Raw genomic sequence first — 9,796 nt, forward strand, 5'->3', positions numbered from 1 at the left:
TTCGAGCTGTCCTGGCTGAATGCACGCGGCAAGCCGCAGGTGGGCATTGCCACCTTCCGCATTCCGGCCGACAGCCCCAACCTGATCGAATCCAAATCGTTCAAGCTCTACCTGAACAGCTATAACCAGACCCGTATCGCCAGCCTGGCTGAATTACAGGCGCAGCTGGCGCTGGACCTGTCCAATGCCGCCGGCGGTGCGGTATCGGTCAGCGTGCAGCTGCCGCAGGACTTTGCCGCCGAGCGCATTGCCGAACTGGATGGCGACTACATCGACGAGCAGGACATCGCCGTGGACCACTACGCGCCCTGCCCGGACATCCTGCGTGCCGACACCGGTAATATCGTCAGCGAAACCCTGTGCAGCAATCTGCTGAAGTCCAACTGCCTGGTGACCGGCCAGCCGGACTGGGGCAGCGTGCAGATCCGCTACACCGGCCCCAAGCTGGACCGTGAAGCACTGCTGCGCTACCTGATTGGTTTCCGCCAGCACAATGAATTCCACGAGCAATGCGTGGAGCGCATCTTCACCGACATCCTGCGCGCCTGCGCACCGCAACAGCTGACGGTCTATGCCCGCTACACCCGCCGTGGCGGCCTGGACATCAACCCCTGGCGCAGCAACTGGGAAAGCGCGCCCACCGCCAATACCCGCACTGCACGGCAGTAAGCTGGCCGTCTACGTAAAAAAGCCTGCTTGTGGTTCAAGCAGGCTTTTTTTGCGGGCAAGCGCCGACCATCAAAACGGCACCGGTGCCTCGAATTCCATTTCTTCACGGGTAATCGGGTGGCGCAACACCAGCCGCGAGGCATGCAACAGCAGGCGATCGGCCTTGGCCAGCACCTCCGGTGGCGCGTAGATGTCATCCCCCAGAATCGGGTGGCCGCTTTCCAGATGCAGCATGTGCATGCGCAACTGGTGGGCACGGCCGGTTTGCGGGTCCAGCTCCATGCGCGAGGTGTGGCGTGTGGTATCGCGCGATACCACGCGGTAATGGGTGATGGCCTCTTTGCCTTCGACATGGTCGATTTTCTGGCGCGGGCGATTGGGCCAGTCGATGATCAGCGGCAGGTCGATGGTGCCGCTATTGCTTTCGACAATGCCATCCACCACCGCGATATAGCGCTTCTTCACCTTGCGGTCCATAAAGGCGATGGACAACGCCCGCTGCATGGCCGCGCCGCGACCAAAGATCACCAGCCCCGAGGTAGCCATATCCAGCCGGTGCACCGTCAGCGCATCCGGATACACTTTCTGCACCCGGCTAACCAGGCAATCCTCCTTGCCCTCGCCGCGCCCCGGCACCGACAGCAGGCCGGACGGCTTGTCCACCACCAGCAGGCAGTCATCCACGTAAATGACCGACAGGCCGGTATCCGGCGGCGGCGTGTAGTTTTCCAGATTGTGGGCTTGGCTCATGGCGGCAACAGGGGAACAGAATAAGTAAAGAGCCGCGATTATCTTACCCCCGGCGCGGCTTCACAAGCTGTCACCCTGTATTTGCCGGGGAATTGCCACTTGAAATGGCAGCGCAACGCCATCACCCTGTCATGATCAGATCATTCGCTACCCAAGGAGCCGTCATGCCGGAACGCTTTTACCTCGACCCTTACCAACGCCAGCTGGAAACCACGGTGGTGCGCCATGACGATGCTGGCCTGGTGCTGGCAGACACCCTGTGCTACCCCTTGGGCGGCGGCCAGCCGGGCGACACCGCCACGCTGAGTCTGGCCGATGGCAGCACGCTGGCCATCAGCGATACCCGCCGCAACCGTGAAACCCGCGAAATACTCCATATCACCGCTGCCGATGCCCCGCGCTTGGCCGCAGGCAGCCCGGTCACCCTGACGCTGGACTGGGCACGCCGTCACCGCCACATGCGGGTGCATACTGCCCTGCATCTGCTCTCCGTGGTGATCAAGGCTGGGGTCACCGGTGGCAATCTGACCGCCGAATCCGGGCGACTGGACTTTGACATTCCGGAGGGCATGGAGCTGGACAAGGACGCCATTGAAGCTGGCCTGAATGCGCTGGTGGCGCAAGACCTGGCAGTGAGCATCCAGATGACCAGCGGCGAGGCGCTCAAGGCGCGGCCAGAGTTGATCAAGACCATGTCGGTGACCCCGCCGCTGGACTTGCCGGAAATCCGCCTGATTGAAATCGACGGTGTCGACCTGCAACCCTGTGGCGGCACCCATGTGCGCAGCACCGGCGAGATCGGCCGCCTGCTGGTGAAAAAGATTGAAAGCAAGGGCGCGCGCAACAAGCGGGTGGTGATCGCGCTGGCCGACTGAACCTGCGGCAGCCGCCATCGCAAAGGGGACCCGCAGGTCCCCTTGTGCATTGCCCATCAGCACCAGACAGCGACTGGCTCAGATATCGGCTTCCACCTCGTTGCCCTTGGCTTCCATCCAGCTACGACGGCTGGAAGCCTCGCCCTTGCCCATCAGCATGACGAAGGTGGACAGGGTATGGGCCAGCTCGCCCGGACGCACCTGCACCCGCGACAAGCGGCGGGTATCCGGATTCATGGTGGTGTCCTTCAGTTGCTCCGGGTTCATCTCGCCCAGACCTTTGAAGCGCGAGATGCTCCAGCTGCCCTCGCGCACATTCTCACTGCGCAGACGGTCCAGAATGGCGTTGAGTTCGCCCTCGTCCAGCGCATAAATCTTGCGCGGCGGACGGTTCTTGCCCGAACCCGGCACATCCACCCGGAACAGCGGCGGCTGGGCGATGTAGATATTGCCGTTTTCGATCAGCCGCGGGAAATGGCGGAAGAACAAGGTGAGCAACAACACCTGGATATGCGAGCCATCCACGTCGGCATCGGACAGGATGGCAATCTTGCCGTAACGCTGGCTGGACAAGTCCGGGTGATCATCCGGCCCGTGCGGGTCGACACCGATGGCCACCGAGATGTCATGGATTTCGGCATTGGAAAACAGCTGGTCCTTGTCGGTTTCCCAGCTATTGAGCACCTTGCCGCGCAAGGGCAGGATGGCCTGGTATTCCTTGTCGCGCGCCAGTTTGGCCGAGCCGCCGGCCGAGTCACCCTCAACCAGGAACAGCTCGTTGCGCTCGATGTCTTCACTTTCGCAATCGGTCAGCTTGCCCGGCAACACGGCTACGCCAGAGCCTTTTTTCTTTTCTACTTTCTTGACCGATTTCAGCCGTGATTGCGCCTGACGGATGGCCAGCTCGGCAATCTTCTTGCCGGCTTCCACATTCTGGTTCAGCCACAGCTCCACCGGGTCACGCGCCAGGCTGGAAATCAGCTTCAGGGCATCGCGGCTGGTGAGCTTGTCCTTGGTCTGGCCCTGGAATTGCGGGTCCAGCACACGGGCCGACAGTACAAAGCGCACCCGGCTCCACACGTCTTCGGCCATCAGCTTGACGCCGCGCGGCAGCAGGTTGTGATGGTCGATGAAGCTCTTGACTGCATCGAACACCCCGGCGCGCAGGCCGGCTTCGTGGGTACCACCGGAAGGGGTGGGAATCAGGTTGACATAGCTCTCGCCGCTGGCGCCGTCCTCGAACCAGGCCATTGCCCACTGCACGCCTTCGCCCTTGGCAAATTGCTCGTGGTCGTCACCGATATAGGCTTCGGCGGCAAACAGCGGCGCAATCGGTTCATCGCCGTTGCACAGCTCGGCCAGATAACTTTTCAGGCCCTGCGGGTACTGCCATACCTTGACCTCGTCACCGCTGGGCTTCTCCACCGTCAGCGTCACTGCCACGCCAGGCAGCAATACTGCCTTGGCGCGCAGCAGGCGTTCCAGCTCTGGCAGCGAGTAACGCGGGCTTTCAAAATACTTGCCATCCGGCCATACCCGCACCCGCGTGCCGCTGGTGCGCGGGCCACAGTCACCAACGCGGGCCAGCGGTTCAATCACATCACCGCCGGAAAACACCAGGCGGTGCACGCCGCCTTCGCGCTTGACCTCGACCTCCAGCCGGGTGGACAAGGCATTGGTCACCGACACCCCCACGCCATGCAGACCACCGGAGAAGGCATAGGCGCCGCCATCCTTCTTGTTGAACTTGCCGCCGGCATGCAGCCGGGTGAATACCAGCTCCACCACCGGCACACCTTCTTGCGGATGCAGACCTACCGGAATGCCGCGGCCATCGTCTTCCACCGACAGCGAGCCATCCTGGTGCACGGTGACGGCAATCTTTCGGGCATAGCCGCCCAGCGCCTCGTCGGCCGCATTATCGATGACTTCCTGACAAATATGCGTGGGGTCGGTGGTGCGGGTATACATGCCCGGCCGTTCCTTGACCGGTTCCAGCCCCTTGAGCACCCGTACCGAGGATTCGTCGTACTGTTGAGTCATAGCTTGTTTCGTCGCCTGTATCGGCCCTGCAGCCAGGGCCAAGCTGAATGATGTTGCCACCCCGCCACACGGCAGGGCCGGCATGATGCTCAAGCGGCAGCACTGGGCCGCCGCTTGCTTGAAGAATGAGGCTGATCGCCCGGCAAGGCGGCGTCAGTGATCCTGCAGTTTGTCCGGCAAGCCGCAGGCAGGCTGGCGCATGCGCTGCACAAAGCTGTCGTAGTTTTCCAGGCCCTTGAGAAAACGCGACAATTCGGTCAGGGCACGGATATACACATCGCGCTTGAACTCGATCACCGCATCCACCGGCGCCCAGTAATCATTCCAGCGCCAGCCATCGAACTCCGGATGGCTGCTGGCACGCAGGCAGACGTCGCAATCGCGCCCGGTCAGCCGCAGCAGAAACCAGATCTGCTTCTGCCCCTTGTAGCTGCCACGCCATTCGCGCCTTACCCAGTTGCTGGGCACGTCATAGCGCAGCCAGTCGCGGGTACGCCCCACGATCTTGACATGTTGCGGCAACAGCCCGACCTCCTCCAGAAGCTCGCGGTACATGGCCGCCTCCGGACTTTCGCCCGGCTTGATGCCTCCTTGCGGAAATTGCCAGGAATGCTCGCGCACCCGCTTGCCCCAGAACACCTCATTTTTACCGTTAATGAGGATGATTCCGACATTGGGGCGATATCCGTCCCGGTCCAGCATGAAAAAAACCTGCAAATCGTCTAGTTGACCGAATTTTTGCACATTTCGTCAGCTCTTGCCATGCGCCTGTCCACCCGCGTGCCCGGCAAATCCACCACAGCATGCGCCAGGCACATGAAAAAGAATTGACGCCGCCGGGTAAAGCCGTTTAAAAATTCAGCGCAATCCTCCCCACCCCTCATCAGGATGCCCGGCCTCATGCAAGCACGTCGCAGTCCACCAGCCTTCTCCGCCCGGCCTCTGGCCATGGTGGCGCTGTGCCCGTGGGCCAATCCGACAGCCTTGTCACTGGGCTTCTTCATCCAGCCGTTTACTGCAGTCGGTCACCGCTAGCGTTGTGCCGTAATACCCGCCTTATGGCGGCTCACGACAATGCCTAGCACAAGGACCATCCATGCAAGATTCTGCAAATTGGCTGCACAGCCACGGCATTCGCACGGTCGAATGCCTGTTTTCCGATATCACCGGTAGCGCACGCGGCAAGCTTGTCCCCACGGCCAGCCTGCTCGCCACCAGCGAGCTGCGCTTTTCCCAGGTTGGCCTGGTACAAAGCGTCAGCGGCCACTGCCTGCAACAGCTGGTGCCCGAGCTCGATCCCGACATGCGCCTGCTGCCTGACGCCAGCACCCTGCGCCAGTTGCCATGGAGCCGCGAACCGGCCGCCATGCTGATTCACGACTGTCTGCATGAAGATGGCAGCCTGGTGGAGTTCGCGCCGCGCAATGTGCTCAAGCGGGTAGTGGCACGCTATGCCGAACTGGGCCTGACGCCGGTCGTCGCGCCGGAAATGGAGTTTTATCTGTTTGCCCGCCGCAGCAGCCTGGATGCCGCTCCGCAAGCCCCTGCCTGCTACGGCAGCCCCGGCGACAGCCTGCGCCAGCCCTACTCACTGGACCGGCTGCACGATCTGGATGCGGTACTGGGCGATATCCAGCATGGCTGCCAATGCCTGGGCATCGGTGCGGATACCTTGCTGCAAGAGGTAGGCTGCGGCCAGCTGGAAATCAATCTGCAGCATGGCGATGCCATTGCGCTGGCCGATCAGGCCTTCCTGTTCAAGCGCATGGTGCGTGAGGCGGCAGCCCGCCATCAGCTGGAAGCCTGTTTCATGGCCAAACCGCTGGCCGATGATGCCGGCAGTGCCATGCACATCCACCAGAGCCTGGTACATGCCGATAGCGGCCGCAATGCCTTCTCGCTGGACAACGGCCAGCCTGCGCCACGCTTCGCCCACTATATCGCCGGGCTGCAACATTATCTGCCGGATGCCTTGCTGCTCCTGGCACCCTACGTCAACTCCTTCCGCCGGCTGGCCCCTTTTACCGCAGCGCCCATCAATGTGGAATGGGGCTACGACAACCGTACCTGCGGCTTGCGCATTCCACATGGTGGCCCGCAGGCACGACGGGTGGAGAACCGCTTGCCCGGTGTGGATGCCAACCCCTATCTGGCACTGGCCACCACCCTGGCCTGCGGTTTGCTTGGCATGCAACAGGAACTGCAGCCCACGGCTCCGCTGGATAGCAGCGCCTATGGCCGCCCCTACGCCTTTCCCCGCACCCAGCTGGAAGCGGTGGAGCGGCTGAGCGCCAATGCTGAACTGGCCGCCGTGCTGGGACCGCAGTTTGTTGCCACCTATTGTCAGCTCAAGCTGAGCGAATGGCAGGAATTCAATCGCCAGGTCAGCCCCTGGGAGTATCGCCATCTGCTAAGCCAGGCTTGAAAGAGCTTGCATGAACCGTGAACACGCACCGCATCTGGCCCAGTTTGATGGCCATCATATCGACTCCTGGCACGCGGCCACGGCGCCACTGCGTGAGCGCTACCCGGTTCTGCACGAAGTCATACGCTGTGATGTCTGTGTGGTGGGGGCCGGTTTTACCGGCCTGTCCACCGCGCTGAGCCTGGCCGAAAGAGGACTCTCGGTGACCTTGCTGGAAGGTGCCCTGGTCGGCTTTGGCGCATCCGGTCGCAATGGCGGGCATATCCTGCACGGTTTTGCCGCCAGCATGGCTGCATTTGAAAAACAGCTGGGTGGCCGCGGCGCACGACAATGCTGGGATGCCTCACTGGAGGGGATCTCGCTGATTGCCAACCGCATCCACCGCCATCAGATCGACTGCGACCTGCACTGGGGCGTCCTCACCACCGTGAGCAATCGCCGGCAACAGCAGTGGGTACAGGCACGGCAGCGCCAGCTGCAGGCTTATGGCTATCACGACGCGCAATGGCTGGAAGGAGCAGCACTGCGTCGGCACATCGACTCGCCGTGCTTCAGCGCTGCACTTTACGACAGCGGCTGCGGTCATCTGCACCCGCTCAAGTATGCACAGGGGCTGGCACGGGCGGCCTCGCAAGCGGGGGTAAAGCTGTTCGAACACTCCCCCGTCACCTCCATCGACGAGGACAAACGCGGCTTGCAAATCGGCACACCTCAGGGCTGGGTCAATGCCGACAAAATGGTACTGGCCTGCAATGTCGATATCGGGCCATTAGCATCCGGATTGCGACGCTGCATCGTACCGCTGCGCTCACAGTTCATTGTCACGGCACCGCTGCCGCCAGCACTCGCCAGCAGCCTGCTGCCGGAAGGCGCCGCCGTTTGTGAAGGCAGCCCCTTGCCTGAGCATTTCCGCCTGACACCGGATCAACGCCTGCTGTTTGGTGGCTATCCAGGCAGTTCCAGCAGTAGCCCGCAGGCGATGATGGCCAAGTATCAGGCACGACTGGCCCGCATCTTTCCCCAGTGGCAAAACCGGCAGATCGACTATGCCTGGAGTGGGCATGTGGACATCGGTCCGGCGCGCCTGCCGCAGATCGGCCGCCAGGGCCAGCGCATCTATCATGCCCAGGGCTTTGCCGGCCATGGCGTCGCATTGAGTGGCATGGCCGGGCACATGCTGGCAGAAACCATGGCGGGAGATATCGGCTGCTTTGATGTATTCAACAAGCTGTATGCACACCCCTTGCCACTGCCAGCCTCGCTGGAAGACAGCCTGCTGCGGCTGTCAACGCTCTACCACCGCCTGCGCGATACCCTTGGTGTCTAGCCGCCCGCGTGCAGACGGCCAGCATGACCCTGCTGGCAGCCCCAAAACCGGCAAACGATGCTAGGATGCCCCGATCAACCGTTTTACTCGTGATCGATCCCGCATGGCATTTCTTCTTGACCGGCCTTCATTGCAGCGCCTGCCGCGTTTTCCGCTGAGCGTCGCCGCCTTTACCACCCTGTCCAGCGCGGCCGCGTTTCGGCATGCCCTGCTGGCTGCCATCGCCAGCGCCAGGCAGCGTATTTATCTCACGGCACTTTATCTGGAACAGGACGAGGCCGGTCAGGAAATACTGGCAGCGCTGTTCAAAGCCAAACAGGCCAATCCCACACTGGACATCCGCATCACGGTGGACTGGCATCGCGCACAACGCGGCCGCATCGGCGAGAGCCAAGATAGCTGCAATGCGGCCTGGTACCGCGAGGAATGCAGCCGCCACGCGGTCGAACTACCGGTCTATGGTGTCCCGGCACAAACCCGTGAATTGTTCGGCGTACTGCACCTGAAAGGTTTCGTTATCGACAACCAGGTGATCTACAGCGGTGCCAGCCTCAACAATGTGTATCTGCACAAGCAGGACAAGTACCGTTTCGACCGCTATCACCTGCTGGACAATGCCGCACTGGCCGACAGCATGGTCAGCTTGCTGTGCCAACACTTTTTCAATGACGAGGCTGTGTTCCGGCTAGACAAACCGGTACCCAGCACCCGCAGCATCCGCAAGGAAATCCGCGCCTTCCGCAGCCGGCTGGAAACCATGCACTACACCCTGCCGCCCGAGCAAACCTGCCAGCACGGCATGGGTGTTACCCCGGTAGTTGGACTGGGCAAGGGCAATGCACTGAATCGCCTCATCCTGCAGCTGATCGCCAAGGCCGAGCACCAGTTGGTCATCTGCACGCCCTATTTCAACTTCCCCATGGCGGTACTGCGCGCCATCAACCGCGCACTGCGCCGTGGGGTGGAAGTCACCATCATCGTGGGCGACAAAACCGCCAACGATTTTTTCATTCCCGAGACAGAACCCTTCAAGCTGATTGGTGCCCTGCCCTATTTGTACGAAATGAACCTGCGCCGCTTTGCCAAACGTCGCCAGGCACAGATCGAAAGCGGCAAGCTTAATCTGCATCTGTGGAAAGAAGGTGAAAACAGCTATCACCTCAAAGGCATGTGGTGTGATGCACAGCACATTCTGCTGACCGGCAACAATATGAATCCGCGTGCATTCCGGCTGGATCTGGAAAATGCCTTGCTGATTCACGATCCGGAACAGCAGCTGCAAGCGCAAAGCCATGCCGAACAGCAGCACATCCTGCAACACACCACCCGCATCAGCCACTATCGCCAGCTGGAAAGCGTACGTAACTATCCACTGAAAGTGCGCACCATCCTCACCCGGCTCAGCCGGGTACGCATTGATCGCATGCTGAACCTGATGTTGTAGCGCACCCCCTATCGGCTGCCAATCAATGCAAATAGCCGCTTCTCAGCGGCTATTTTCACGACACGACCCATCGCAATTGAAAGCAAGATGGGCGCATGCAACGCAAAAAGCCCAGCTCGGTTGAGCTGGGCTTTCAAAGGGGAGTCTGGCGGTGTCCTACTTTCACATGGCGAATGCCACACTATCATCGGCGCTAAGGCGTTTCACGGTCCTGTTCGGGATGGGAAGGCGTGGGACCACCTCGCTATGGCCACCAGACATAA

Annotated in this window: 9 protein-coding genes and 1 rRNA gene; 6 read left to right on the forward strand and 4 right to left on the reverse strand. The window is 61.3% G+C overall.

From position 1 onward, the window contains the following. Positions 1 to 669, forward strand: a 669-nt coding sequence (gene queF, locus JHD64_RS20100; protein WP_199055292.1) for an NADPH-dependent 7-cyano-7-deazaguanine reductase QueF, incomplete at its 5' end; no start/stop codon positions are given. Between the two features lie 69 nt (positions 670 to 738). Here queF and JHD64_RS20105 read toward each other — a convergent pair. Next, a complete protein-coding gene (locus JHD64_RS20105; protein WP_059286578.1) occupies positions 739 to 1,419 on the reverse strand; it encodes a pseudouridine synthase in 681 nt (226 codons plus the stop codon). A 164-nt stretch (positions 1,420 to 1,583) separates the two neighbouring features. On the opposite strand from JHD64_RS20105, the gene JHD64_RS20110 reads away from it, so the two are divergent. Further along, a complete protein-coding gene (locus JHD64_RS20110; protein ID WP_199055294.1) occupies positions 1,584 to 2,294 on the forward strand; it encodes an alanyl-tRNA editing protein in 711 nt (236 codons plus the stop codon). 78 nt (positions 2,295 to 2,372) lie between these two features. Here JHD64_RS20110 and parE read toward each other — a convergent pair whose 3' ends face one another. Beyond that, the gene (parE, locus tag JHD64_RS20115; protein ID WP_199055296.1) at positions 2,373 to 4,337 is read right to left on the reverse strand and encodes a DNA topoisomerase IV subunit B; all 1,965 of its coding nucleotides are present in this window, start codon (positions 4,335 to 4,337) and stop codon (positions 2,373 to 2,375) included. A gap of 153 nt (positions 4,338 to 4,490) precedes the next feature. Further along, complete coding sequence (locus JHD64_RS20120) at positions 4,491 to 5,039, reverse strand: RNA pyrophosphohydrolase (protein WP_059286585.1); 549 nt, start codon at positions 5,037 to 5,039, stop codon at positions 4,491 to 4,493. A gap of 198 nt (positions 5,040 to 5,237) precedes the next feature. Between JHD64_RS20120 and JHD64_RS22245 the strand changes: the two genes are divergently transcribed. From JHD64_RS22245 to pssA, 4 genes are all read left to right on the forward strand, one after another. After that, positions 5,238 to 5,372, forward strand: a complete 135-nt coding sequence (locus JHD64_RS22245) for a hypothetical protein (protein WP_255524408.1) — start codon at positions 5,238 to 5,240, stop codon at positions 5,370 to 5,372. A 61-nt stretch (positions 5,373 to 5,433) separates the two neighbouring features. Beyond that, positions 5,434 to 6,762 carry a glutamine synthetase family protein gene (locus JHD64_RS20125; protein ID WP_199055298.1) on the forward strand — a complete coding sequence of 443 codons (1,329 nt, stop codon included), beginning with the start codon at positions 5,434 to 5,436 and terminating at the stop codon, positions 6,760 to 6,762. A gap of 10 nt (positions 6,763 to 6,772) precedes the next feature. Continuing rightward, entirely contained in the window at positions 6,773 to 8,089 is a 1,317-nt protein-coding gene (locus tag JHD64_RS20130) for an FAD-binding oxidoreductase (RefSeq protein WP_199055300.1), read from the forward strand. Between the two features lie 103 nt (positions 8,090 to 8,192). Then, positions 8,193 to 9,533 carry a CDP-diacylglycerol--serine O-phosphatidyltransferase gene (gene pssA / locus JHD64_RS20135; protein ID WP_199055307.1) on the forward strand — a complete coding sequence of 447 codons (1,341 nt, stop codon included), beginning with the start codon at positions 8,193 to 8,195 and terminating at the stop codon, positions 9,531 to 9,533. Between the two features lie 143 nt (positions 9,534 to 9,676). Here pssA and rrf read toward each other — a convergent pair. Next, positions 9,677 to 9,791: ribosomal RNA gene (gene rrf / locus JHD64_RS20140) — 5S ribosomal RNA — on the reverse strand. Positions 9,792 to 9,796: the final 5 nt, after the last annotated feature.

The sequence above is a fragment of the Aquitalea sp. ASV15 genome, assembly GCF_016429115.1.
Lineage (GTDB): Bacteria > Pseudomonadota > Gammaproteobacteria > Burkholderiales > Chromobacteriaceae > Aquitalea > Aquitalea magnusonii.

What these genes read in the sequence shown, in the direction of transcription:
- parE (WP_199055296.1), bottom strand. Translation starts at nt 4,337, where the DNA reads ATGACTCAACAGTACGACGAATCCTCGGTACGGGTGCTCAAGGGGCTG.
- JHD64_RS20125 (WP_199055298.1), top strand. Translation starts at nt 5,434, where the DNA reads ATGCAAGATTCTGCAAATTGGCTGCACAGCCACGGCATTCGCACGGTC.
- JHD64_RS20105 (WP_059286578.1), bottom strand. Translation starts at nt 1,419, where the DNA reads ATGAGCCAAGCCCACAATCTGGAAAACTACACGCCGCCGCCGGATACC.
- pssA (WP_199055307.1), top strand. Translation starts at nt 8,193, where the DNA reads ATGGCATTTCTTCTTGACCGGCCTTCATTGCAGCGCCTGCCGCGTTTT.
- JHD64_RS20110 (WP_199055294.1), top strand. Translation starts at nt 1,584, where the DNA reads ATGCCGGAACGCTTTTACCTCGACCCTTACCAACGCCAGCTGGAAACC.
- JHD64_RS20130 (WP_199055300.1), top strand. Translation starts at nt 6,773, where the DNA reads ATGAACCGTGAACACGCACCGCATCTGGCCCAGTTTGATGGCCATCAT.
- JHD64_RS22245 (WP_255524408.1), top strand. Translation starts at nt 5,238, where the DNA reads ATGCAAGCACGTCGCAGTCCACCAGCCTTCTCCGCCCGGCCTCTGGCC.
- JHD64_RS20120 (WP_059286585.1), bottom strand. Translation starts at nt 5,039, where the DNA reads ATGCTGGACCGGGACGGATATCGCCCCAATGTCGGAATCATCCTCATT.